Origin of the sequence: Acinetobacter nematophilus (assembly GCF_026344175.1) — a bacterium.
Classification (GTDB): domain Bacteria; phylum Pseudomonadota; class Gammaproteobacteria; order Pseudomonadales; family Moraxellaceae; genus Acinetobacter; species Acinetobacter nematophilus.
In genome coordinates, this window is the sequence record NZ_JAPKMY010000004.1 from 131,895 (window position 1) to 158,116 (window position 26,222).

General features: G+C 40.3%; 20 protein-coding genes. 9 read left to right on the top strand and 11 right to left on the bottom strand.

What is annotated here, in order from left to right; all coding sequences use genetic code 11:
- Positions 1-76: 76 nt before the first annotated feature.
- Positions 77-1,420: a spinster family MFS transporter gene (locus OSH00_RS09745; protein WP_266130258.1), complete on the bottom strand. Its 1,344-nt coding sequence runs from the start codon at positions 1,418-1,420 to the stop codon at positions 77-79.
- Positions 1,421-1,785: 365 nt separating this feature from the next.
- Between OSH00_RS09745 and OSH00_RS09750 the strand changes: the two genes are divergently transcribed.
- From OSH00_RS09750 to OSH00_RS09765, 4 genes are all read left to right on the top strand, one after another.
- Positions 1,786-2,178, top strand: coding sequence for a DUF4440 domain-containing protein (locus OSH00_RS09750; RefSeq protein WP_266130259.1), 393 nt, complete (start codon positions 1,786-1,788; stop codon positions 2,176-2,178).
- Positions 2,179-2,679: 501 nt separating this feature from the next.
- Entirely contained in the window at positions 2,680-4,071 is a 1,392-nt protein-coding gene (locus OSH00_RS09755) for a GntP family permease (protein WP_266130260.1), read from the top strand.
- Between the two features lie 30 nt (positions 4,072-4,101).
- Positions 4,102-5,262 carry an iron-containing alcohol dehydrogenase gene (locus OSH00_RS09760; protein ID WP_266130261.1) on the top strand — a complete coding sequence of 387 codons (1,161 nt, stop codon included), beginning with the start codon at positions 4,102-4,104 and terminating at the stop codon, positions 5,260-5,262.
- Positions 5,263-5,309: 47 nt separating this feature from the next.
- Entirely contained in the window at positions 5,310-6,806 is a 1,497-nt protein-coding gene (locus tag OSH00_RS09765) for a CoA-acylating methylmalonate-semialdehyde dehydrogenase (protein ID WP_266130262.1), read from the top strand.
- Between the two features lie 50 nt (positions 6,807-6,856).
- Here the strand turns inward: OSH00_RS09765 and OSH00_RS09770 are convergent, their stop codons facing one another.
- Positions 6,857-7,609, bottom strand: coding sequence for an IclR family transcriptional regulator (locus OSH00_RS09770; protein WP_266130263.1), 753 nt, complete (start codon positions 7,607-7,609; stop codon positions 6,857-6,859).
- A 265-nt stretch (positions 7,610-7,874) separates the two neighbouring features.
- Here OSH00_RS09770 and OSH00_RS09775 point away from each other — a divergent pair, with 265 nt between their 5' ends.
- Both OSH00_RS09775 and yddG (OSH00_RS09780) read left to right on the top strand, forming a co-directional pair.
- On the top strand, positions 7,875-8,930 hold the full coding sequence (locus tag OSH00_RS09775) for a GlxA family transcriptional regulator (RefSeq protein WP_266130264.1): 1,056 nt from the start codon (positions 7,875-7,877) through the stop codon (positions 8,928-8,930).
- A 190-nt stretch (positions 8,931-9,120) separates the two neighbouring features.
- The gene (yddG, locus tag OSH00_RS09780; RefSeq protein WP_266130265.1) at positions 9,121-10,041 is read left to right on the top strand and encodes an aromatic amino acid DMT transporter YddG; all 921 of its coding nucleotides are present in this window, start codon (positions 9,121-9,123) and stop codon (positions 10,039-10,041) included.
- 125 nt (positions 10,042-10,166) lie between these two features.
- Here yddG (OSH00_RS09780) and OSH00_RS09785 read toward each other — a convergent pair whose 3' ends face one another.
- From OSH00_RS09785 to OSH00_RS09820, 8 genes are all read right to left on the bottom strand, one after another.
- Positions 10,167-11,495, bottom strand: coding sequence for an MFS transporter (locus tag OSH00_RS09785; protein WP_266130266.1), 1,329 nt, complete (start codon positions 11,493-11,495; stop codon positions 10,167-10,169).
- A 165-nt stretch (positions 11,496-11,660) separates the two neighbouring features.
- Positions 11,661-12,548, bottom strand: a complete 888-nt coding sequence (yddG, locus tag OSH00_RS09790; protein WP_266130267.1) for an aromatic amino acid DMT transporter YddG — start codon at positions 12,546-12,548, stop codon at positions 11,661-11,663.
- 75 nt (positions 12,549-12,623) lie between these two features.
- Positions 12,624-13,796: a hypothetical protein gene (locus OSH00_RS09795; RefSeq protein ID WP_266130268.1), complete on the bottom strand. Its 1,173-nt coding sequence runs from the start codon at positions 13,794-13,796 to the stop codon at positions 12,624-12,626.
- 156 nt (positions 13,797-13,952) lie between these two features.
- The gene (locus OSH00_RS09800) at positions 13,953-15,449 is read right to left on the bottom strand and encodes an aldehyde dehydrogenase (protein WP_266130269.1); all 1,497 of its coding nucleotides are present in this window, start codon (positions 15,447-15,449) and stop codon (positions 13,953-13,955) included.
- Complete coding sequence (locus tag OSH00_RS09805) at positions 15,449-16,354, bottom strand: dihydrodipicolinate synthase family protein (protein ID WP_266130270.1); 906 nt, start codon at positions 16,352-16,354, stop codon at positions 15,449-15,451. The genes OSH00_RS09800 and OSH00_RS09805 overlap by 1 nt, the downstream gene beginning before the upstream one ends.
- Positions 16,355-16,427: 73 nt before the next feature.
- Entirely contained in the window at positions 16,428-17,756 is a 1,329-nt protein-coding gene (locus tag OSH00_RS09810) for an MFS transporter (RefSeq protein WP_266130271.1), read from the bottom strand.
- Between the two features lie 188 nt (positions 17,757-17,944).
- On the bottom strand, positions 17,945-19,270 hold the full coding sequence (locus tag OSH00_RS09815) for an NAD(P)/FAD-dependent oxidoreductase (RefSeq protein ID WP_266130272.1): 1,326 nt from the start codon (positions 19,268-19,270) through the stop codon (positions 17,945-17,947).
- A 76-nt stretch (positions 19,271-19,346) separates the two neighbouring features.
- Entirely contained in the window at positions 19,347-20,024 is a 678-nt protein-coding gene (locus OSH00_RS09820; RefSeq protein WP_266130273.1) for a GntR family transcriptional regulator, read from the bottom strand.
- Between the two features lie 788 nt (positions 20,025-20,812).
- Here OSH00_RS09820 and OSH00_RS09825 point away from each other — a divergent pair.
- The 3 genes from OSH00_RS09825 (at position 20,813) to OSH00_RS09835 (ending at position 24,672) form a co-directional block, all read left to right on the top strand.
- Positions 20,813-22,402 (top strand): alkaline phosphatase, encoded by a 1,590-nt coding sequence (locus tag OSH00_RS09825; protein ID WP_266130274.1) that lies wholly within the window; start codon positions 20,813-20,815, stop codon positions 22,400-22,402.
- 14 nt (positions 22,403-22,416) lie between these two features.
- Complete coding sequence (locus OSH00_RS09830; RefSeq protein WP_266130275.1) at positions 22,417-23,946, top strand: alkaline phosphatase; 1,530 nt, start codon at positions 22,417-22,419, stop codon at positions 23,944-23,946.
- A 69-nt stretch (positions 23,947-24,015) separates the two neighbouring features.
- A complete protein-coding gene (locus OSH00_RS09835) occupies positions 24,016-24,672 on the top strand; it encodes a hypothetical protein (protein WP_266130276.1) in 657 nt (218 codons plus the stop codon).
- A 154-nt stretch (positions 24,673-24,826) separates the two neighbouring features.
- On the opposite strand, the gene OSH00_RS09840 is transcribed toward OSH00_RS09835, so the two are convergent.
- Positions 24,827-26,089, bottom strand: a complete 1,263-nt coding sequence (locus OSH00_RS09840; RefSeq protein ID WP_266130277.1) for a carbohydrate porin — start codon at positions 26,087-26,089, stop codon at positions 24,827-24,829.
- Positions 26,090-26,222: the final 133 nt, after the last annotated feature.

The window sequence follows — 26,222 nt, forward strand, 5'->3', positions numbered from 1 at the left end:
GTTATGGATTGATCAAATCAACAGCTGCGCCCATTACAAAAGAATGGGCGCTGATGGTTTATCAAACACGACTATTTCATGAAGTATGTTCCCTTTGCATACTGTCACTGAATGCCTGACAACCTTTTTTCAATAAAATAAATGCCAATATGCATGATATGGTTCCAACAATAGTCAATGAAGTTCCGACCATCAACGGGTTTTCAAAGACCTTATCAGTAATTAATGCCACCAAAGTTGTACCTATTCCAACAGCAACCAGATTACTGATGAGCAAAAATATGGCCGAAATTTGGGCACGCAGTTGGTTTGGCGCCAGCATTTGCATTGCTGTAGTCGAAATTGGCATCGGGAAAGATGCAAAAAACATTGCAGGTACAAGGAAAACAACAGAAAGCCACAATTGATTGACTTGGCTAAATATCATCATGGGTAAAATTAAACCGACAATTCCAATCACACCCGTAATCATGGGTGCATCTTTACGTCCTTTTTGAATAAACCAGTCATTTAACCATCCTGAGCAGAATACCCCTAAAATATTTGCCACCAGTAAAACACTTCCAAGCATATAGCCTGCTTCTGTAGGAGTAAGTCCAAATTTGCGCATATAAAATGCAGGTGACCAGCTGATTAAACAGTACAACGCCATCGCATAAAAGGTGAAACCCAAATAATGGCATCTAAATGTTTGTGCATGCTTTTTAATAAATTTGAAAGCATCGCGCATGCTGGTTTTTTCCACTTCACCTTGTGCATTTAAGCGCTGCCCTTTACGTTTTGGTTCTCTAACGGTGAGTAATACCAATAATCCAATAAATACTCCCGGTAAACCGACAATAATAAATGCCGCCTGCCAGGCTTTTAAGGCACCAAAAACCGGGATCAGTATCGTATCCATGTTTTTGAGCAAACCAATCACATATCCACCAACCAGAAAAGCAATACCGCCTCCAACAAAAGATCCTATTGAATATACCGCAACCGCTCTCCCCAATTTATCCTTACTGAACATATCACTAAACATCGAATAGGCGGCTGGAGATAAGGCGGCCTCGCCTACACCTACGCCCATGCGACTTAGAAACAGTTGAATAAAGTTTTTACTCAGCCCACAAAATGCTGTTGCGATACTCCAAAAAACCACACCAATTGCGATAATTTTTGGTCGTGAAAATCGGTCCGCCAGATAAGCCAGAGGCAAGCCCATAAAAGCATAAAACAATGAAAATGCTAAACCATGCAATAAGCTAAACTGGGTATCTGACAGACCAAGATCAGCTTTAATTGGCTCAATCATCAATGCCAATATCTGTCGATCAATAAATGAAAATATATAGGCCAACATACACAGTAAAACCACATACCACGCGTATATATTGGATTGAGCCCTTGTTGGCTCGGTTGTATGAGTATCCATCTTTCTTCCTTGTCCATGCCATTGTTCTAATGGGTCTTCTTATTGAAGGACCTCTTGACCAGAACACATCTCCTTTTCCAGTCATCTTCAATAAGGTGAATCATCATGTCCTATAATTATTATTTTTACATGGAATTTTCCATAATAATTCAGGTATAAAGTTATACCTTTTTTGCTATTTTAGCTATTCCTGAATTACCTCAGTATGAAAATTAATTTAAAAAAATGATTAAGCATATGATAATTAATATTTTATTCTTTACCAACAGCATTGATCAGAATATATTTTTTAGATTTATATTGAATTTTACATTTATTTTTGCAATAAAATATAAAGTGTAAAAAATTTTTCAATGGAAATGGATATGGCACTTTTAAAAGAACATGCAATCGAAAGTATACATACAATGCATGTATTGATCGAAAAGATTTTTACTGGACAACATTCAGAACAAGATCTTCCTCTTCTGATTGATTATTTTGCGGATCATTTTGAAATGGTCGGTGCAGCAGGAAAACGGATTAAACTTCAAGAAGTCAAAGGATTGTTTGCAAATAATCAAGGAAAAATGTCAGATCTTCAGATTGAAATCTATGATGAGCAGGTGCTTTTACAGAGCCCACATGCCATTGTGCTCAGCTATACTGAAAAACACACTAAATCTTCCGGTGTGCTCATCCGCCGATCATGTGCACTGATTGAGGAAATTGGAGGAAAGATGCTTTGGAGTTATTTACAGGAAACTTTTTTATCCTAAAACCTGCCCTCGATAAATAGATTGTGCCCTATGTCCCATTGAATTAATCAAATGAATATGGGGTACACTGAATTTTGCTGCTTTCCAATTTTCCCCGTGTGTTGTAATTTTAAATTTATTTGTATTTCCATTTATAAAAATGATCTTGGATACATTCTGCTCTTAATAAGAATACATTTATAACATCTCATCCCAAGAACCGCTCTTTATTTATTTTTTCGTGAATCGCTCCGATTCCAACGATCACAGATCGGTGAAAGAATCTCTCTACTTCAATCCATATTGCGCATATAAATTTAAAATAACCAATAAAGTCAATAAGTAAACCATCGCTTAAAATCATTTAACATTTTTAAAATGTACACACACCACATTCATTCATCGCACTCGTCTAGCGAGAATTACGATTTGAATTTTTTGTTGACATCATCAAGATTAAATTATATACATTAATAACGATACGAATCGTATCATTATAGAATGAAAATAGGATGTATAAAAATGATAGGACTAATTGGAATAGTCTTGTCCTTAATATTGCTGATGTATTTAGCGTATAGAGGATTTAGCGTTATTGTACTTGCTCCACTACTTGCTTTATTTGCAGTGGCTTGGAGTGGGCTAAGTCATGAATTGCTGGGTTTTTACTCACAGGTGTTCATGACTGGCTTAGGCGGTTATATCATCAAATATTTTCCACTTTTTTTATTGGGTGCAGTCTTTGGAAAATTAATGGATGACTCTGGTTCTGCCCAAACCATTGCCAACTTTTTTGTTGAAAAATTAGGGCATCGTCGTGCCATGTTATCTATTGTGCTGTCCTGCGCAATTTTAACCTATGGCGGCGTTTCTCTTTTTGTTGTCGGTTTTGCTGTATTTCCAATTGCTTCGGCATTATTTAAAGAGCTAGGTATCCCTAAGCGCTTAATTCCAGCGGCGATTATGCTGGGCGCACTCACTTTTACCATGACTGCACTGCCCGGCACCCCAGCGATTCAAAATGCGATCCCAATGCCTTTCTTTAACACGGATCTATACGCTGCACCCGGTCTCGGTACTTTAGCATCAATTTTTATCTTATTGACTGGCATGTGGTGGTTAAATCGACGTATTGCGCAAGCAGATCGCAATAAAGAAGGTTATGGCAACCATCTAGAAACGCATCTTGAAACAAAGTTGGTGAAATCAAATCCAAGTCTGATCATTGCATTTGCGCCAATTTTAATTGTAATTATCACCAACTTAGTGCTGACTAAATTAATTTTACCTTCGTTGGACACCGCCTATTTAGCTACAGATCAGTTCGGTAATACTTCACTGAATTCAGTAATTGGATTGTGGGCAATTATTTGTGCCTTGGTCTTGGCTTGTCTGAGCATTATCGTGCTCAACTGGAAAGCTATTGTTGATATTAAAGACTCCATTCAGCAAGGGGTTTCCTCCTCCTTTTTGCCTATTTTCAATACCGCCTCTGAAGTCGGCTATGGTTCAGTCATCGCATCATTGGCGGGTTTTATTATCTTACGTGACTTCTTGGTCGGTATTGCACCGAACAACCCGCTGATTTCTGAAGCCATTGTCATCAATGTATTGGCAGGCATCACGGGTTCCGCATCCGGGGGATTGAGTATTGCACTCAATACCATGGGAGAGACCTATAAGAATCTCGCGATTGAGCACGGTATTTCTCAAGAACTGATGCACCGTGTCGCGTCTATGGCTTCTGGCGCACTGGATTCACTTCCGCACAATGGTGCAGTCATCACCATTATTACCTTATGTGGTTTGACACACAAACAATCCTATTACGACATGTTTGTGGTCGCTGTCATTATTCCACTGATTGCGCTGTGTGGCGTGATTACATTAGGAACATTATTCGGTTCATTTTAAAACCATCATTCATTACGACAGGAATAAAAAATGTCTCATTCAATTAATCTTCCAAGGATTATGGAAGTTGGAAAAAATGCCAGAGCGAAGCTTCCGGCAATTCTTGAAAGTTTAGGTGCAAAAAAGCCACTCATCATTACCGACAAAATGATGGTGACGCTGGGTTATATCCAACAGATTCAAGACATCCTCAAGGCAGCAGGAATAGAGAGCGACTATTTTGATGAAACAATTCCTGAACCGACTTCAGGCTCAATCGAAGCAGGTGTTCACTATGTTCAAAATCACCAATATGATGCCATTATTGCGATTGGTGGCGGAAGCCCGATTGACAGTGCAAAAGCAATCAGCATATTGAGTAAACATGGTGGCAAAATTTCCGACTATAAATTTCCCCGCCAAGTCAATGAAATGGGACTGCCAATTATTGCCATTCCTACAACAGCGGGCACAGGCTCGGAATGTACTCGTTTTACCATTATTACCAATGATCTCACCAGTGAAAAAATGCTCTGTGCAGGTTTAGGATTTTTACCGGTTGCAGCCATCATTGACTATGAACTCACCCTGTCTTTACCTGCCCGTACCACGGCAGATACAGGTATTGATGCATTAACCCATGCCATTGAAGCGTATGTCAGTAAAAAAGCCAGCCCATATAGTGATGCTCAAGCCATTGCTGCGATGAATCTCATCGGACCGAACTTGCAGGTGGTTTATCACCAGCCTGATCATGAACAGGCACGCGAAAAAATGATGCTCGGCTCTACTTTTGCAGGGATTGCCTTTTCCAATGCCTCGGTCGCTTTGGTGCATGGAATGAGCCGCCCTATCGGTGCTTTTTTCCATGTTCCACATGGCTTATCGAATGCCATGCTGCTTCCGATGATCACTGAATTCTCAATAGAAGCTGCACCTGAACGCTATGCAGAATGTGCCAAAGCCATGGGCTGTGCACATTTTGATGATTCAAATGACGTGGCAAATCAGAAACTAATTAATACCTTAATCGAGATTAATCGTGATCTCAAAGTGCCAACTCTGGCAGAGTTTGGCGTAGACAAACAATATTTTGATGAAGTGGTTCAAACCATGGCAGAGCAAGCGCTCGCCTCAGGTTCTCCATCAAATAATCCTATTGTTCCTACAGTTGAACAAATGGTCTCGCTCTACCAAAAACTCTGGTCATGATTCAACGCCACCTTTACTATTTTTTATCACAATGAGGATATCCCCACATGGAATTAATCGGACATTTTATTAACGGTGCTTTAAATACTGAACACACCAGAACTCAAGCTGTTTTCAACCCATCACTCGGTTCGCAAACTAAAGAAGTTGCATTAGCAGGCAAAGCTACAGTTGAAGAGGCAATTGCTGCTGCTGAAGCGGCATTTCCTGAATGGCGTAATACCCCAGTGCTTAAACGTGCTCGTGTCATGTTCAAATTCAAAGAATTGCTTGAACAAAATGCTGAAAAAATTTGCCAATTGATTGGTGAGGAGCACGGAAAAATCGTGCATGATGCAGCAGGAGAACTACAGCGTGGCATTGAAAATGTCGAATATGCTTGTGGCGCACCAGAGTTTTTAAAAGGTGAGTTCAGTAAAAATGTTGGACCGTCAATTGATTCCTGGAGTGAGTTTCAACCTTTAGGCGTGGTTGCAGGAATTACCCCTTTTAACTTTCCCGTAATGGTGCCTTTGTGGATGTTCCCAATGGCGATTGTCTGTGGAAATACCTTTGTCTTAAAACCGTCTGAACGAGACCCGTCTTCGACCCTATTCATTGCACAATTACTTAAAGAAGCTGGACTGCCTGATGGTGTACTCAATGTGGTGAATGGTGACAAAGAAGCAGTGGACACATTACTGCACGATACACGTATCCAAGCGGTGAGCTTCGTAGGCTCAACCCCTATTGCAGAATATATTTATAAAACTGCAACGGCGACAGGTAAACGTTGCCAAGCACTGGGAGGTGCGAAAAACCATGCGATCGTCATGCCAGATGCAGATCTTGATAATGTAGTAAACTCTTTACTCGGTGCGGCTTTTGGTTCATCAGGTGAACGTTGCATGGCTTTGTCTGTTGCAGTTGCTGTGGGCGATGAGATTGCCGACCAAATGATTTCAAAACTCTCTAATGAAATCAGTACATTGAAATATGGTCCCTACTCAGACAAAAACAATGACTTTGGTCCCGTCATTACTGCACAGCATAAAGCAAAGGTTGAAGGCTATATCAGCAGCGCAGAGCAACAAGGTGCAAAAATTGTTGTCGATGGTCGAAATGCAGCACCATCTGGCTATGAAAATGGCTTTTATGTTGGTGCAACATTAATCGACCAGGTCCAGCCCAATATGACCAGTTATAAAGAAGAAATTTTTGGTCCCGTACTACAAGTCATCCGTGTAAAAACCATGCAAGAAGCCATGGATCTCATTGATCAGCATGAATATGGCAACGGAACGTGTATCTATACTCGTGATGGTGAAGCAGCCCGCTATTTCAGTGATCACATCAAAGTCGGTATGGTCGGAATTAATATTCCACTCCCCGTTCCTGTGGCTTATCATAGTTTTGGCGGTTGGAAACGCTCATTATTTGGTGATTTAAACGCATATGGTCCAGATGGTGCTCGCTTCTATACACGAAGAAAAACCATTACTCAACGTTGGCCGAGTACCAATGTTCGTGAAGGCGCACAATTTTCAATGCCGACATTGAATTAATAATATTCCATTTGTTTTAAGAATAAGCAGGCATCATCGCCTGCTTATTCTCAATCAACTTCAATCAATTTATTTAAATCACAGGCTGCTTGACGAAGTAGAGGTTCAAACTGCAAAAGGTCTTCGAGTGATTTGCGGATCGTCGGCGCATGTACATATAGGCAGGCGATAATCGTATCACCACGCTGAATCGGTACTGAACAAGCAACCATACCCGAAATAAACTCCTCATTGTCCGTGCCAATTTTATTGAGAAATATCTGATCTAAATTTTCTTCAAGTAACATTGGATCAGTAATGGTATTACGCGTAAGTTGCGTGATCGGTAAATGCTCCAAAATATTTTTTCTACGTGGGCTGGGCTGAAAACTTAAAAAAAGTTTTCCGCTTGAGCTACACCATAAAGGAACAGTTGAACCGACAGGTAAATACACCTGCAATGGCCAATTCGCTTGTACTCGATCTGTATATAGCATTTGATTATTATTCAAGATGGCAATGCCACAAGTCTCATTAATTTGATCTGAAAGTTTTTGTAATATTGCCAATCGTTCCATTTTTCGTGGTTCTTGTTCCCATGAACTCAACAGCAGTTTATAGGTTCGATCACCCAAGATATATCCACCATACATATCCGTTTTAACGAATTTTTCTTGTTCCAATGTCTGTAGTAAACGATGAATACTCGGTTTTGGGATATCCAATTCTACGGAAAGATCAAGTGGTGTTGGGGGATGTTTCGCAGTTGATATGGCTTCAATAATGTCTAAAACGCGTGTAATTGATGAACCTTTTTTATTCATTCTCATGTTTCCAACAATTCAATCTGGTCAGTCTATGTTCTGCACTTGTTCATCATAACAGATTGTAACTGATAAATATTGAATCGAATTTTTTTCATCGTCCTGAATATAAAAATCAAACGTTGAGTATACTGCTTTTTATTTAATGTTTTATAAGCACCTTTGAGCTATAACCTGCTAGAATAAAATTCAATTTAAGCCCAAGCACCAATAAAACAACTCATTTGGGCTTCACACTGCTCTTATGGATTTGACGGTGAAAACGATGCAACACGTATCCTCCAATGCTTATGATGAGGTTTCTCCTCCCCCTGAAAGCCTTTCAAAAATTAAACCTGATCTCCGAGTTGGCTTTATTCTCATGGATAAATTCACTTTGGCGCCCGTTTCAGGTTTTGTCGAATCATTAAGATTTGCCGCTGATCAATCCTTTCGTAGTTTGCAGATCTATTGCAAATGGGATTGGATGACCTATAACAACCTTCCTGTGAATGCCAGTTGCGGCTTGTCGGTTAATCCGACCAAAGACTTGGATCTGAAGGAACTTAAACAAAATTATGATTATATTGTCATTGCGGGGGGATTGCTCAGTGAAACCCGAAAACCGCCTGTATATTTACTGGAAACGCTAAAGGAGATACATGCTGCCAGAATCCCGATTATCGCGCTGTGTTCAGGCTGTTTTGTTTTGGGCAATGCAGGTTTACTGGACGGTCGTAAATGTGCCATCCATTTTACCACTCGAGATGAATTTGTCGGACTTTTTCCCAAAGCTGTTACCCTCATTGAACAAACCTATATTGAAGATCATGGCATCTTTACCTGTCCGGGTGGAACGGCAATTGATCTGGCGGCTGATTTAATTCGAGTCCATTGTGGTGAAATCCGTGCACAAAAAACCTTGGATTATTTGCTTATTCAGCAGAAACCACTTCATTCACAAGACAAAGAAAAAACCACTTTAGACAATCCCAGCACTTATGAAAATAATATGGTATCTAAAGCCATCGCTTTTATGAGTGAAAATTTAAGTGCCCATGTGACCTTAAAAGAAGTTGCTGAACACGTAAATACCAATCCAAGGCAATTAAATCGAGTCTTTTTAGCAAATACCAATGAAGCACCTGCCAATTACTGGCGTCGACTGCGCTTAGAACATGCTCGTAAACTACTTGCAAACACCAGTGCGTATATTACCAACATTGCGATCGAATGTGGCTTTTCCGATGGTTCTCACTTTATCCTGTGGTTTAAAAAGCAATATGGTGAAACTCCGTTTGCCTATCGAAAACGCCGTCATGGAGTAGACAAACTGAAATGAAACAATGCTGTCTATAATGTGATTACACGTTTAAATCGCTTGCAATATTTCATTTTCCAAACACCCCTATGTAAAAATATACTAGATAATGTCCTAATCTTCCTATTCTACTTGGTTGTATTTTTCTATTCTGTAGGGCTACATTTATATCTGCCTTCTCTACAACACTATCCTCTATTTTGAAATCTCTATGTCTAAGAATTTAGCAACATTGATCGGCCTAAGTGCAATTCTCATGTGGGCATCCATGGTCGGCTTGGTGAAATATATCAGTAGCGCTGTCGGCCCTGCGATGGGAATTACCCTGATTTATAGTTTAAGTGCGCTGATCGTTCTGCTGATTTTTAGGTTTCCCAACTTTAAACTGATTTCAAAAAAATACTTAATTCTTGCTACCTCCCTGTTCATTGTTTATGAGTTGTGCTTTTCCTTTGCAATCGCCTATTCAAAAACCTCGCAACAAGCCATTGAAGTCAGTATTGTAAATTACTTATGGCCAAGTCTGACCATTGCTGCTTTTGTCATATTTAAAGAATTAAAATTTAATGTTTTGATCTTAATTGGGTTATTTATTTCGATTAGCGGCATTATTTATATTCAAGCTGGTAATGGTTCGTTCAGTACCCAAAGTGTGGTCACAAACCTAAAAGATAATCCACTCAGTTATCTTTTAGCACTTTCAGGCGCGGTGATTTGGGCATTTTACTGTGTGGTTACCCGAAAAATGAGCAATGGGCAAAATCCGATCTCGCTTTTCTTTATCGGTGTTGCACTCACGCTCTGGATAAAATTGATAGTCACCGATCAATTGGTCATGCCTGATTTTGATCTTGGATTATGCTTATATCTATTATTCGCTGCTGCGGCCGTTGGTTTGGGGTATGCCGCTTGGAATATAGGTATTATTCACGGCAATATCACTATTCTTGTTGTGGCATCCTACTTTACACCGATTGTTTCATCAGTCTTGGCGATGTTTGTGTTAGATACTCAATTACCTATCACTTTTTGGCAAGGAACAAGCTTAGTGACGCTGGGCTCTTTTATTTGCTGGATTTCAAGCAACTGGATTGCAATCAAACCATTATTGAAAAAATTAAGAACGTATTGAATGCAAAGCTTATTTTCTAAAACCTGACTTTGCTAAAATTGTGCTTTACTAAAATACTTTCATTAATCAAAACAGGATACAAGATTTTGTATCCTGTTTATTTTACCACTCACCTTTGCAGTATATCATTCCAATGCGGCTGCCTCAGAAAGATCTTTTGATTTGGTTTCTGGTGCCCAAGCGATAGAAACTATTAACCCAATCAAAGTAACTGCTGCAGCAACGTACATGGTATTACCAATCCCGATAGTTTCAAGAGACATCGGAACAAGAAAAGTTCCTATTGCAGCGCCGATTCGTGTGGCGGAGACCGCCCAACCCATTGCATAAGGACGTAACTCTGTTGGAAAAATTTCATTGGGATAAACAAGTTCTAAAACTTGCGCACCACCAATCAATAAGGCATAAGCGCCAAAGAACACCAATACCACCATTTCTGAAGAATCAGAGAATGTTCCCAGTAACAATAAAGCCAAACCTGACCACAAGAAGCTGTGAATCAGCATCTTACGACGCCCCAATACATCAATCAGTTTAGTGCCGAGAATACAACCGATGACAAATAACAGAGTAATTGCAACGGAGCCATAAGCTGCCCAATCTCCTTCTAGCTTCAGCGCTGCAAGCACTTTTGGAGCAAAAGCATACACAGCAAAAACAGGAATGATGGCACATGTCCAAAATATAATGACAAATATAAGACGCTTGCCATAGCCCATACGCAACATATCACCCAATGAGAGTTTTGCGGATGTTGGTTCTTTAGGCAAATTCGCCAATGAAAATTGATTACCATATACCTTCTTGATGACATTTTCCGCATCAGAACTTCTATTTTTGGTAATGAGCCAACGCGCTGATTCGACAGTACCGAGACGAGATAAAAGTAAAATCACACCAATAATGACTGAACTAGAAAGTGCCCAACGCCAACCTTCATTGCCCATAACACGAACAATAATATCTCCAAAAATATAAGCCATTGCTGCACCTGCAAACCATAAGATGGTAAAGCTGGCTAAACGTGAACCACGGTATTTTTTTGGAACGAATTCAACAAACAGACTGGTTGCAGCAGAATAATCAATTGCAATCGCGATACCGATTAAAAACCGCAACATAAAAATCATCATGGGCGAATCTGTCCAAAATTGCAGAATTGAACAAATTAAAAAAATGACAGGCGCAACAAATACAATTTTTCTACGACCGAACTTATCTGTGAGCCAACCACTAAATAAGCCACCTGCAAAAATCCCAAGCAGTGCTGAAGTTGCAATCATGCCCTGCCAAAAGTTAGTGAGTTGTAAATTGGCTGTCATCTGTACCAAGGCAATACCAATGATGCTGAGTATATAGCCATCCATTAATGACGCTCCCCCAACAGAAACTGTAAGTCTCTGATGAAATCCATTTAGGGAAACATCTTCTACTGAAATATTAGAATTATTCATTGTGACTTCCTTAATTTAAAGTAAGCCGAACCCACAAAACAGTTGAAATGATCATATTTCAAAGTTTATATTTCATCCCTTAGCTCAGGGATTCAGCTTTTTCCATTTAAAATTGAGTTGTTATAATATTTCTCTGATCTATGACCTCATTTACATTCAGAGTGGTTATTTCTGACGTGTGGCAAACCAACATAAAATAGAGCCAAGGCATACCATGGCTGCCCCTTGCCAGAAAGAGAGTGAAAGCGGCGTTTGTAAAACGATGGCCGCAAGTGCAGCTGAAAACACAGGAATAAAATAAGAAGCACCAGCCAAAAGTGTGACATTGCCATGCAAAATACCAATATTCCAAGCTGCATAACCAAAACCCATTGCCCCCGCAGCAAGTACAAGATAAATCAGCGCATGTAAATCAAAGTGCATCGCTACTGCCCCCATAGCGAGGTATTTAATCCATAACACTGCAGCCGTAAGCATAAAAAAGAGTGTGACTCCATTTTTGCCATTGGCAATTCTTGCTGTAACGGTGCAATAGGCAGCCCAAATCAAAGCACCTATAAAGGCCAGTCCATAGCTCAAGGGATTATCTTGAATATTTCGCCCGATACTGACCAAATCAAGTCCCTGCTCTCCACCTAAAACCCAACAAATGCCTAAAATTGCGATGATAAAACCAGGGATCACCAGTAAATTTGACTTTTGATGATTGAATAAAATGGCACAAACCATGGTCAAGGCTGGCCATAAATAATTGACCATTCCGACCTCGATTGCCTGTTGACTGGTATTTGCATAGCCAATCGACAGTGCCAAACACAGTTCATAAGATACAAACAGTAGGCTTCCCCACATTAGGTACGCTCGTGGAAATTCTCGTAGTTTGGGAAATCCAATACTTAAGAACAAGAACACAGAAGCAACGCTATATATCATTGCTGCACCTCCTGTTGCACCCAGACTTTCACTGACACTGCGAATCAGCCCGACAATGGCACTCCATAGTAAGACTGCAATGAGTCCTATGAATGTTGCATTTCTTCTATTTACAATCATCTTCATCACTTATTTAGGTTGTGACATTCGGTCTTTTGTTTGACCAAAGTGCCATTTTTACTGCCCTACAATCATTTAAAAGTTGTATACCAACATCAAATTCAGCAGTTTATTCCACTTACCATCATCCCCTTTTGCCAATGAGCTTGATCTACCACCTACAAATGGATCATTCTTACTCATCAAATATTCAGTGTATAACGTGGTATTTTTATATTCCCAAGCGAGTCCTGCGATATTACGTTGGGAGTTTTGAAACTGCTTCTGTTTTTTATCAAAACCACTGAACACTAAATACGGAGTAATACTCAAAGCTCCACGCACATGATCAAAACGATAACTGCTGTCGACCGTGTAGAAATAACCTTGGTTGGCAATATCATATTCACTGTCAAAAGAACCAAAGCCAGAACGATCTGCTGTTAAGTCATCCTTGTTGGTGATCGACTGCCTGCCACCAGTCAGGACAATATTTAGATTTTTATAATTAATTCGATTGAATAATGCCCATGTATTTCTTGAACCATTTTCGGCTGTTTTATGGTTTTCAATCTGCGAATACCAATAACTTGCACCTGCTGAAACTTTAAGATCATCATTATTTAAAAATTTTAATTCTTGATCTACACGTGCCATCCACATGTTCTTTTCTTGGAGGTTGGTTTTAAGTGGATCGGAAGACTTCACCATGTTGGCACTATAACGTGCTGAATCTTTACTCTGACCGTGATAATTTCCTCCATCTGAAGCAAAGTAAGCTAAATCGAATTGGGTTGCTGATGGCATTTCAAAATGATAATTCACACCAAGATTGTGAATATCCTGTAAACCCATGGTGTTATTGATACCTGCATAAAAACTGCTGTCCCAAAAACGGCCTGGGCCAAATGGGATGGGTTGTAAACCGACAGTAAGATGATTTGTCTTGTTAAGACGATAACCTGCATAAGCATAGACAAGCGTAGAAAAATCACACAAAGTATCATACTGATAGCAACGATACTCTGTTTTACCAAACCAATCAGGAGAGTCGTAAGCCAGTCGAAGAATGGCAGCATCCAATTTTATTTTTTGATCGGAAACATCTTCACCATAATCTTTATCTTGATAATTGACCCGTAGTGTACCTGATAGTGTTAAAGCACCTGTTTCACTTTCTGCTGAGCCAAACGTAATCCCTGCCATAACGGGCATAGACATTCCCAGCGTCAATAATCCCAAGCTTAATATGTTTATTGTTTTAAGCATTTTTAATTCCTTTCATTCCATGATTTATCGCAACAGTATGTTTTCAAAATTGTTAAACCTATCTGATGCAATGGTTGATGTCCTTGTCTGCTCCACAGAGCAAAGATGAGGAATGACGAAAAGTCGAGCCCGGCATCATTCCATTTCCATATATCGCTAAGCTTCAGAAACATCAATCCAGATTGTTTTCAGCTCTGTATATTGGTCATGCGCCCAAATTGATTTATCACGCCCACCAAAACCAGAGGCTTTATATCCTCCAAATGGCGTAGTGATATCACCTTCTCCAAAACAATTGACTGTGACCACACCGGCTTGTATTGCTCGTGCCAGTTTGATGGCATGACGTAAATTACTGGTGTAAACCGAGCCTGCAAGCCCATAGATCGTGTTATTTGCTAAAGCAATCGCTTCTTCAATGGTGTTGAATGTGGTCACAGCAAGCACGGGTCCAAAAACTTCTTCTTGGAATAAAGTATCTGTGACTTTCACACCGTCTACCACGGTCGGTTCAACGAAGATTTCTTTTTTAGTCTGTCCACCATGTAGAATGTTGAGTTTTTCTGCTTTGGCTTGCTCGATATAGGATTTCACCTTTTCAAAATGAGACTGACTGATCAACGCACCCAATTTATGTTCTGGATCAAGTGGATCACCCATTTTCCAATCCGTTAGGTGGATGCCGATCAAGCCCAATAACTCATCTTTAACATCGTGATGCACAATCAGGCGTGAAGAGGCTGAACAGTTCTCTCCCATGTTCCAAAAAGCACCGTTGACAATATGCTGAGCAACCAGATCCAAATCTTCAACGTCGTTCATGACAACAGCCGGGTTTTTACCGCCGCATTCGAGTACGATGCGTTTTAAATTTGATTCAGATGCATATTGAAGAAATAAGCGACCTGTTTCAGTAGAACCCGTGAAGCTGACCATGCTGACATCCATATGTCTGCCTATAGGTTCACCCACTTCACGTCCCCCACCTGGCAGCACATTCAATACTCCCGCAGGAAGACCTGCTTCAACAGACAATTCAGCAACACGCAATGCTGTCAAAGTTGTTTCTTTTGCAGGTTTTACCACTATAGAACAGCCTGCCGCTAATGCTGGACCAATTTTCCAAGCCAACATGAGCAGTGGAAAATTCCACGGTAAAACCAAACCAACGACACCAATTGCCTCACGCTCAACAATGGATAAAGCATCTACTCCCACAGGCGCAGTGTTATCATAAATTTTATCAATCAATTCAGCATGCCAACGGATGGTATGAATCATTTCAGGAATGTCAGTGAGCTGACATTCACGAATAGGTTTACCACTATCCAAACTTTCCATGACCGCAAGTTCAATGGTATGCGCTTCAAGTAAATCGGCAAATTTGAATAGAATATGTTTGCGCTGATTTGGTGAAAGCTTACTCCAACGTCCATCTTCAAATGCTGCTTTGGCATGCTCAACAGCAATATTGACGTCCTGTTCATTACAGGCAGTGATCTCAGCGAGCACTTCACCTGTTGCAGGATTGGTGGTTCTAAAGGTTTTACCTGAAACAGAAGCTTGAAATTTGTGATTGATAAAAGCCAATGTTGGAAACTTTAATTTTTGTGCAATATCACGATATTCTGCTGCACTTAACAATTCAGCCATTACACACCTCCTGTAATTGCTACAACGTCACGTTTAAGTTGTGCAACAATAGTTTGGAATGCTTGCTTTTTCTCAGCATCCATATCTTGCAGCGGTGCACGCACGCCTCCCGTACTTAAGCCATTCAATTCACAACCGTATTTAATACATTGAATAAAATGACCCGTTTCAAGAAAATCCATCAATGGCATCATTGCAGCCATGATTCGGCGACCTTTATCAAAGTCTTTTTCGATGACACATGCTTCATATAAGGCAATGTGTTCACGTGGAATAAAATTGGAACCTGCACAAGTCCAGCTGCGTGCTCCCCAGGCAAAGAACTCAAGTGCTTGATCATCCCAACCACATGAAATTTCCAACTCTGGATAATGACGTGCCAACATATGCAGCTGATTCATCTCACCGGAACTCTCTTTCAGTCCGACAAAGTTTTTAGACGCAGCAAACACCGTATCAAAAAATTCTTTCCCCATACTCACGCCCATACGTGCTGGATAGTTATAGAACATCACAGGTAAATCTGCTGCCTGATCTATGCTCAAAGCATGAACAGCTACTTCTTTTTCAGTGGGCAGTGCATAAGGTGGGATTGTCACCAAAATGCTGTCCGCTTGAATTTGCTTGGCAACTTTTGCAAACTCCACTGAATCTTCAGTACGAATAGCCCCTGTACCCACCATCAAAGGTAGACGTGAACCAATCACTTCTTTTGCATACTTCGCTAAGTCATAACGCTCTTGCGCAGTATGCGCGTAATATTCACCTGTTGTCGCTGCGACAATAACTCCATGTACTTTTGCATCAATCAAGTATTCTAGAACATCAGCAAAAGCTGCTTTGTCTATTGAACCGTCTGCTGCCAATGGGGTAATGACAGGTGTGTAAATGCCATCAAAATTCATGTTCTGTTCTCCATTTAAAGTGTTATATGCTTGCCATTGTTCAGTTTGAAATCAGGGCAAGACTTTTTCAGAATTAATTTAAGGTTGTGGATTGTTCCAAACTCATTCCACGTGTTTCAGGTGCAAATGCCAGAGAGACGACCAGTCCCAACAGCGTGACACCCGCTGCCACATACATGGTGTTTGCAATACCAATTGAATCCAGTGACATCGGCACTAACCATGTCCCTATTGCCGCACCAATCCGTGAGAATGCAGCGCCAAGTCCCACGCCAATGGGACGTATTTGCGTAGGAAACAATTCATTTGGATAAACAAATTGCAAAACTTGTGCACCACCAATAAACAGTGCGTAGAGTCCAAATAAAGCCAAAATAAGCACAGGTGAAGCTTCTGAGAAAAAGCCCAAACCCAGCAAAGCCAAACCCGACCATAGAAAACTTTGAATAACCATGCTACGGCGCCCCATATGATTGATTAGGCGAGTCGCAAGCACACAACCCACAACAAACAATAAGGTGATGGCAACTGATCCATAAGCCGCCCAATCACCTTTTAAATGCAAGGCATCCAGCACTTTTGGCGCAAAGGCATAAACCGCGAAGACAGGAATGACTGAACATGCCCAAAACATCGAGACAAAAAACACCCGTGTTCCATAACCTGACGTTAAGAAACTGCTTAAGGAAATTTTCTTTTCTAAAATTTGGGATTGCAGATTATTCAGTGAAAAAGTTGGCCCGTAGACCTTTTTAATAATTGCATCTGCTTCAACTGTACGTCCTTTACTCAATAACCAACGTGGTGACTCAGGTGTACCTAAGCGCAAAATAATCAGTAAGATACCAATCACAGCGGGACTGGCCACTACCAAACGCCAAGCATCTGCAAAGTGACTGTTTAAAATCAGGTTTCCGACGATATAAGCCAGTGCAGCTCCCACAAACCATAAAATGGTCAACATGGCCAAACGCGGTCCTCGCGACTGTTGTGGTAAAAACTCAGCAAGCAGAGAACCTGCAATGGTGTATTCAAATCCGACACCGATCCCAATTACGAAGCGACAGAGAAACAACATCATTGCTGACTCTGCCCAGTATTGGATTAAAGAACACAAGGTAAATAAGATCGGCGCAACAAAATAAAGTTTCTGTCGTCCCATTAAACCGCCAAGCCAACCACCGAGAAAACTTCCAAAAAAGATTCCAATCAAAGCTGAGGCAGCAATCATGCCTTGCCAAAAGCTCGTCAATTGCAATGCTGAAGACAGTTGTACCATTGCCACACCGACAATACTGAGCACATAACCATCTAAGAGCCATCCACCACCAGTTCGGATGGTCAAAAGTTGATGAAACCTATTTAAAGGTACATCTTCTATAGAAACATTATTTGTTGTCATCTCTGTCTCCGATCCTTCAATATTAAGGGTGTGCTTCCTACACATTTCCTAAAACAAGGCTGAACAAAACCTGCAAAATTGGATCATCAATTTCGCTACAATGAAGTGCTGCTGTATTTAGGAAGACTGGATTAATTTAAATCGTTTAAATTCAAAATCTAAAAGTAATCTTTCATGAGGTAGACATATTAACTCTCCAAGCCAGCTTTCATTTGTCCCCACCACAGGGTTGCATTCACACCGATGGATAAAAAGGGTTCTGGTGGAACTTTATTCGGCCCAGACGTTGCCAGTAAAAAATCAGTTAATTCACTCCGCTCGCCGGCAAGCCAATCTGCCAATAATGTTCCTGTCACCGTACCACGTGTAATACCCAGCCCATTGCAGCATAGTGCGCCAAAGACATTGGGTGCTAACTGGCCAAAAAAGCCTTTATGATTCTGTGAAAGTGCCAGTGAACCACTCCATGTATATTCAAAATCCACAGCAGGCAACATGGGAAATCTATTCATAAAAGACTGTTGATGGCGTTGTATAAAACGTTTTAAGCAATGTGGCTTGGGTTGCCCGTTGGGATTAAAACTAAAACTGTTCCGTATGAGAATACGATGATCATGCGTTCTTCGAACTGTACTGCCAAAAGGGTCCGAAGGAATCACGCCCCAGAAATCTTTTCCACCCAGTTGAGCTTGTTCATTTTCTGTCAAAGGTCGCGTCATACTGGCATAGAGAAAAACAGGCAACATAGTGCGTTGAATCTGTGAAAAACCAAATCGTTGTCCAAAAGCATTATTGGCAAGGATCAGTTTATCAACGATAATTTGTCCATGTTCATGTTTTAGAACAACTTTATCTCCATATTCAACTTCTGTAATTGCGGTATTTTCATACAGTGTGACATTAGATGGCAAACTGTCAGCCAAGCCTTTTACCAATGCCGATGGCTGTAATAAAATCGTTCCCGGGGTAAACAAAGCCTTTTTATAAAATGAAGTTCCGATGTGATGCGGCAAGTCCTGTTCGCTGATCACCTGATAATCTTGACCCAACTTATCCAACCCGCGTTGATATGCCTCCAATACTGCAATACCGCGAGTTTCAACCGCACCCTGATATTTACCACTACTGCGCATATGACAATCAATACCGTGTGTCTTTACCTGTGTTTGAAGAAGTGATTGACCCAGTAAATTGAGCTTTAAAGTCGTTTTAGCAATTTCAATATCACCTATATAATCTTCTGCGCCAATATCATGGGGGAGATCAATAGCAAAGCCGGCATTACGACCTGCTGTACCATATCCGACTTCCTGTGCTTCAATCAAAATCACTTCGTCATGGGGAAAATGTTCTGCCAAACGTCTTGCAGCTGCCAGTCCGGTGTAACCCGCACCAATTACAGCCCATCTTGCTGAGCTTGTGCCTGAATGGCCCGTTTTGGCTTGTCTTTGTCGACTCAAGTGATACCAAGCGCATTGTTGATCATCAGCAGGTAAGGCGGTTACTTTTGTCATCTTTATCAAACTCCATTGATAGATTCACTTCGTATTCCACTGTGAAGTGAGCAGGTATTTTTAAATCTTTCGCTGATCAATAAGAAACTGGTACATCTAAGCCCGTTGGCACAACATATTCAGTCATTCGGCGGCGAGATAAATCCATATGCAATCTAATGATTTCACCTGCTTCACCTGCATTGTGAGATTCAATTGCTTGAATGATTTGTTCATGCTGTAAAACCGCCGTATTCAAATCTTCCTGCATATCCTCAGTAGTTGGAGAGCGGTAAAAAATTTTACCTAAACGGGCATGATCAATCAGTAAACGCTGTAAGCTTGGTAATAAGTAAGGGTTATCTGCAATCCTTCCAATTTCCAAATGAAATTGATTGTTAAAGTAAACCCGTCCTTCTATATCACCTTGATCAATCGCCTCTCGAAATGATTGTTGAATCTGTTTGAGTTGTTTAATTTCGATTTGTGTTGCGTTGATGGCTGCTAACTGTGTGGTCGAAATATAAATTAAAGGTGCGGCTAAGAAAAAATTACGAAGTGATTGATGGCTCATTGAAGACACGCGAGTTGCACGATTTGCCTCTAGTTCTAAGTACCCTTCAGCCGCCATTTGTCTTAAAAGTTCTCTAACCGGTGAACGAGAAAGTCCAAACTCCTCACTGAGCGCCACTTCATCAACAACTGCGCCTGGTGCCAATTCCATGCTAATAATTCGACGCTTTAATGCTTCAGCCAACAGTATTTTCTTATCCATAAAACATCCCTGCATTTAACCAGATATCATTTTCAATCTATCCAGGTTGTGTCGACACTTTGTCTAATTCCCGATTTTTTAAATCATACAATGTGTCGACATAGCAAAAAGATAATAAAAAGGACAGAAAATATAATAAATTATCCTCAATCATGATTTTTTTGTGCTCAAAACAAATGAAAGGGATTTTTTGTATTTACCCATTAAAATTAATATATGAAACAATTATTTAAATTTTATTGCCCTAAAAAAAATTATCAATATTATTGTCATTTTCGAGTGAAAATCCTGATATCTCTTTTTGAAAGAAACTGTATTGATCAAATATCTCAACTCAATTTATCGGTTTTAGCTTATATCAATGGCTTTCTACTTTTTATTGGCTAATCTCTTAAATAAGTGAATATCATATATGAATATTTACTTTGATTACTGGCACATAGCTAAAGTTTATCTACATAATATTTGATGTTTTTAATCCAAAATTTATTGCTAAAATTAAGCAAAATATCCTTTAAAATACTGCTGAAGATTTTTTGTCAGTACACTGAACAGCAATTATCAAAAATAACATCGCATTATTTCATTAATTTCTCAAAGAATTAAAGCGATTTAAGTGATAAAAATTTTTAAATATGCATTTATAAAATTTCAATAACATCTCAGCAAAATTACAATTTAGTCATCTTTAAGAAATTCTAAACTTAGCAATAAAAATGTCATCAACAGTAAATAGACTCAAATTGAACAAAAAAAGCCATTATTATTATTCAAAGGATATTGAGTTTATGTTCCTTCTAAAAATGATCAAGAGGAAAAATCTTCTCGCATTCAGCTTGTTGATAATCCTTGGCGGCACAACTATTACCGCTTGCTCGGATAATGACAAAGAGGGTCCACAAGTGGTCACACCTGTAAAACCGACCGCTAAGAATGTAATTTTCTTCTTGGGCGATGGAATGGGGATCACCACCTTAACTGCTGCGCGAATTTATTCAGTGGGAGAAGATGGTGATTTAACCATTGATCGCTTACCCGAATCAGCTTTTGTACGGACTTTTTCTGAAGACGGTCAAGTCACAGACAGTGCCCCATCAATGGCTGCCTATATGACTGGCGTGAAAATGAAAAATGAAGTCATTTCCATGCAGACAGGTACCGTTGCCACACCACCCAACAGCAATGGTACAAGCAATTGTGATGCTGCTGCGGACAATAAAGATAAAAAACCAGCGGAAACACTGCTTGAACTTGCCAAGTCAAGAGGAATGGGCACAGGTATTGTCACCACAACCCGTGTAACTCATGCTACTCCAGCAACAACCTATGCGCATGTTTGTCACCGTAACGCAGAAAATGATATTGCAGCGCAATTGGTTCCAGGCGGTAAAGGTACAGGCTATGCCGCATACAACAGTAAACTCAAAGATGGCGTGGATGTGATTTTGGGTGGTGGTTTAAGACAATTTAAACCCACCACTGCCGGCGGAAAACGTACTGATGGTCGAGATCTCATTCAGGAAATGCAAAAGCAAGGTTATACCTTTGTGGCAAATGGAACTGATTTTAACAAAGTCGATCCGAGCAAAACTCAAAAGCTTTTAGGCTTATTTAATTCCAGTCATCTCAATTATGATCTTGATCGGATCAATAAAAAAATTGATGAGCCGAGTCTTGCCGATCTCACCAGTAAGGCAATCGACGTACTACAAGCCAAAAATAAAAGCTTTTTTCTCATGGTGGAAGGTGGACGTATCGATCATGCACTCCATGACACCAATGCGAAAAGAGGACTTCAAGATACTGTAGCATTTGACAATGCCATTCAAACAGCAATCGATAAAATCCGTAAAACAGACCCCGAACTTAAGAATACTCTGATAGTGGTGACTGCTGACCATGACCATACAATGGTATTGAATGGTTATGCAAAACGTACGGGAAAATATGTCAAGGGGGGTGAAACCAGTGTTCTTGGACTGGTTAAAAACTATAACGGTAATGGTGTCGCAAAAGATATCAATGGCAACCCTTATACCATTATCGGTTTTGGTACTGGAAAAAAACGGCTCGATTTTGATCGAAAAGAACCACGTAGCGCTTTGCTAGACAATGATATTTGTAATCCTGTCAGTGGACCTGCTGGAAATTATACCGATAGCCTCGGTACAAAAATCAGCACAGTGGGATGGTGTACTGGTGTCGCCTCGGATGACTTCCAGCAAGAAGCGGTTGTGCAGACAGGATTTGCAGATGATGAAACTCACGGAGGAACGGATGTATTTTTAGGCGCCATTGGAGCAGGATCGGAAAACTTTCATGGCAGTCTGGAAAATACTGAAGTTTTTCAACGTATTCGTAAAGCCATTGGTCTGTAAAAAGGAATATAACCATGTCAAAAAATATAAAATTAGACAAACTGAATCTCGCCTCTTTGATCATGGGTGCCACATTATTACTCAGCAGTCTGCCTGTTCAAGCCGCGGGTGAAGCAAAGAATATCATCTTTTTTCTTGGTGATGGTATGGGACCAACAGTGGTCACTGCCAGTCGAATCTATGCCTATGGCGAATCAGGAAAACTCACCATGGATACATTTAGTCGTTCGGTACGTATCAAAACATTTTCAGAAGATGGACAAACCACAGACAGCGCTCCCTCTATGGCGGCATATATGACTGGACAAAAAACTCGCAATGAAGTGATTGGAATGACGCCTGGTACAGTTGCTGTAGAACCCAGCTCAGGAAAAGCACCTGATGGCACACAGGTTTCAAATGCTGTAAACCGTTGCCCAGAACCGGGTTCAAGCACTGCAGCGGGAACACCTGCGATGACGATTCTTGAGTTGGCAAAAGCCAAAGGTAAAAAAGTCGGGGCAATCACCACAACTGAATTGACCCATGCAACTCCTGCTGCAACTTTTGCACATGTCTGTAATCGAAATGCCCAGTTTGAAATTGCCCGTCAAATTATTCCTGGTGGGGCTGGCTACAACAGTAAACTACTTGATGGCATGGATGTATTGATGGGTGGTGGTCGAAATCACTTCACCCCATACAGTACAAGCAATAGTAGAGGTCGTATTGATGGACGTAATTTATTAAGTGAACTGTCAGCAAAAGGTTATACCGTTGGTGCAAACAAAGCCGAAATGCAAGCTGCGCCACTCAACAAAAAATATATTGGTCTTTATACGGCAACCTCTCACCTTGCCTATGATCTAGATCGTTTGAATGGTAAGGCACCAGATCAACCTAGTCTTGCAGAAATGACCGTAAAATCACTCGAAATGCTACAAGCACAAAGTGGTGACAAAGGTTATTTTTTGATGGTAGAAGGCGGTCGTATTGACCATGCCTTGCATGGCACCAATGCCAAACGCTCACTACAAGATACCATCGCCTTTGATAATGCGATCAAAGCAGCTTTGGACAAAGTGAAACAAACTGATCCTGATCTCAAAAATACTTTAATCGTGGTCACAGCAGATCATGACCATACCTTAACCTTTAATGGTTACAACGCCCGTACAGGCAAAACCACATCGACGAATCCGGGGATTTTAGGCTTAAGTTATTTATATGCTGTTGCTAACACAGCTGCCGCACCAAATCGCGTTTTGGCGGATGGTAAGCCTCATGCCCCTGCCCTCGATGTGAATGGTCGCAACGGTTCAGTACTGGTATTTGGTAATGGTGGTGGTCCTCGTCCGACTTCTCGTGTCAACATTTCTGAACAAGATGCTGCCGCTGATGGTTATCTACAAGAAGTTGGGATTCGCATGGGTGCGCCAGGTTCTGAAACCCATGGTGGTGGTGATGTTCTACTTTATGCAGAAGGTGCCGGTTCATCGATATTCAAAGGAACACGTGATAACACTTGGGTCTTTAGTAAATTAAAAGAAGCGTTTGGTTTCTAAATTCCGACCCACTTTAAGGCCTCAGCGAGAAATATCAGCTGAGGTTTTCTTGCTTATACAGGATTATTTATGCGATTTATGATCATGCTGTTATTTGTCTCCTCCATCCACGCTGTTCAAGCTGCACCAGTGCTTAAAGCAACCATTAGCCGTGAGTCTCAAGTGATTGGCAATGATGGCGTCACCCACACTTCGGTATTTCAGGAACGTATGTATCGGAATCAGAATAACGTTTGGCTTGAGCGAGTTCTCCCCAAACATCATCAACATTCAACTGAGATAAAAAATAAACCCAACCATAAACACTTGGATTTATCGGAAACAGCACAACATTATTTTATCGACAATAAAAAATCAACACGACTTAATCTGGTCCTGCCAGAAGATAAAACTGTGGTTCATTTACAAAATGTGGATATCGAAATGCTCGGTTTAACTCACTGTTGGACCTGTGTCTTTTCCATCTTTGATTCCCGATCAGTGAAAAAAATGAAAATTACGCAACAAGACAATGGCTATACGTGGTATGAGAGCCAAAATGCAAAAAATAAGATTAAAATCAAATGGGACAATAAAAATAATCTAGCGCTGATCATTGATATTCGCAGCTTAAACGGAGAGAGTTATAGCCTGACCAAAACCCACATTCAACACGTAAACATTACGCCACCATGGACTCAATACGGCAAATTCATCTCGATGGAATATGCAGATTTTGGGGACTAATATTGTTACATAGATATCAATATATGGTTCAGACAAAGTATTTTACTTGATCATTCATGTCACACTTGAATATAGAATTAAATTTTGCTCCAAAGCCGCGACCATAATCTAAAACAGTTAAATACAATTTTCAAATCCTTAAAATGAAGATTGCTTAAAAAATAATTTTCGAGCTTAAGCCTAGCACTAGAGCATTATCCACAGAACTTGTTGCCCCAGGATGGATTACATATTGAATATTAGGTCTCAACATCAACCATTTCATTGGAAAATATGAATAGTTCACCTCAATATTATATTCAGCATCCTGATTAATCGCTTGGTGTGTTCGGCTGTAACGATCACTCACATCGACTCTATTCACAGCAAAACCTACAATATCATTGGGATGATGATTTAAAAGTCCCACATACTTCAAACCCATTTGTTGCATATTTTCAACTTTGTTCGTGGTTTGATCATGAAAGCTGAAGTTCATAAAAGCATACAGCCCTTGATGAGTTGAGTCTTTTTGGGTTAATTGTTGTTCCACAACTCCCCACATCCCATATGTGTGAGATTCAGGTTCTCCTGTCACGATATCTTTTTGGTTTTTGAGACCGTCAGCCGTATTGTAAAATGCACCTATACGATAAATTCCAGCTAAGTTATTAATCGCCTGTTTAGGCTGCCAGACAAGTTCAACAGGAATATTGACGCCATCGGCATCTTTTGTATCCAAATTCCATCCTTCACTTTCTTCCAAGTTTTTTGGGTTATACTCGAATACACCAAATTGTATAAAAGTCTCAGGGTTGAAACTATATTTAGACATTACAGCCCATTGGCTTACAGGTGCATTCATCCATTTACTGCCTTGCCATTTCCCCATTTGCGCACCGCAAAAAGAATTATTTTGAAAGTCACAGGACATCACATTGAAATAAGTTCCCATGGCAAAACGCCCAACTCGAATACTGGTAGCTGCGTTACTAAAATTCTTTTCGATCGATAGTTCTGCAAGCCGTGTACCCGAATTACCTCGACCATAATTTGCCTGTACATTGGCCAATTGCGGTGCTTGCGGATTAGAAATCTGCTCTACTGATACACTCTGCCCTTGTCTTGCCATAATTAAAGCTCGAACAGTCACCCCTTCCATATTTATCAATTTTTCTAAATCTAAGGTTGAACCCAGTGAAAACTGGCTAACATATGTTGGGTCTTGTCGTGGGGCATATCCTCCATCTGCCAAGTAAGCAATATCGAGATTGGAACTAGCATCAAATTTGATTCCTTTATCCACTAGCTGTTTCCGTTCACCCTCCCAATCTCCTGTTAAATTTGTCCGATTCACATCAAATAAGTTCTCAGCAAAACAAGCTGTATTTGTTCCAATAAGTACACCCATAAGACATAAAAAATTACTTTTTTTCATTGCACAATCCCTGCAAATTTTGAATATAAGTTTCCCTAAACAGCGAATTGAATAAGCTATTTTGAGTGATTAAATTGGATTAAAATTAGTGTGATAAAATTGCAGCATGGCGGGACTCCTGTCATACACCATG